The following is a 683-nucleotide window of genomic DNA, read 5'->3' as shown; positions in this document are numbered from 1 at the left end:
ATAAATATCATATAATTAGCGCTCAAATCAGTGCATGGGAGAAGCCCTTTTGACTACCTATACCGCATCGCTTGACACCGCCAGCCAAACCCTGGCTTGAAAATTGTACAAAAAATAACCAGCCCGCTCGATTGTCCCGCCTTCATCGCCGCCCACCGCCAGAATCCTCAAGACTTTACCCGCCGACGCCAGCTCACCTTCAAGAACCTCGTCCTGTTCCTGCTCAATCAGCCGCGCACGGCCCTGCAAACCGAACTCGATCAGTTCTATCGCGTACTCAATCAGGCGTCGACTGAGACGCAAATGGTCACTGCGCAGGCCTTCTGCAAAGCGCGCAAAAAGCTCAACCCCGAGGTATTTGAAAGTCTCAATCGCCTCCTGCAGCAACAAATTGACTGCTTCGGGCTGCGTCAGAAGTGGCGTGGGCTGAGGGTGCTCGCGGTGGATGGCTCGACCGTGCATTTACCCCTGGAGTCGACCATGGCGACCTTCTTTGGCAGTCACTCTGGCTTTCCCATGGCTCGCTTGTCCACACTCTACGAAGTCGCTGACGGTCAAACCTTGCATAGCCTGATCGTGCCCCTGACCGTCGGCGAGCGCGACTGTGCCCATCTGCACCTTGAGCACCTGCCGGCTGACAGCCTGACGCTGTTTGACCGTGGTTACCCTGGGCACTGGTTATT

At 55.9% G+C, this 683-nt stretch carries 1 pseudogene; it reads left to right on the top strand.

The window, feature by feature from the left end:
- Nucleotides 1–96: 96 nt before the first annotated feature.
- Nucleotides 97–683: pseudogene (locus tag A9513_RS35595) on the top strand (IS4-like element ISPa1635 family transposase); the annotation flags it as partial.

Origin of the sequence: Pseudomonas sp. AU12215 (assembly GCF_001675465.2) — a bacterium.
GTDB classification, from domain to species: domain Bacteria; phylum Pseudomonadota; class Gammaproteobacteria; order Pseudomonadales; family Pseudomonadaceae; genus Pseudomonas; species Pseudomonas nitroreducens.
This window is presented reverse-complemented; position numbering and strand designations above follow the sequence as displayed.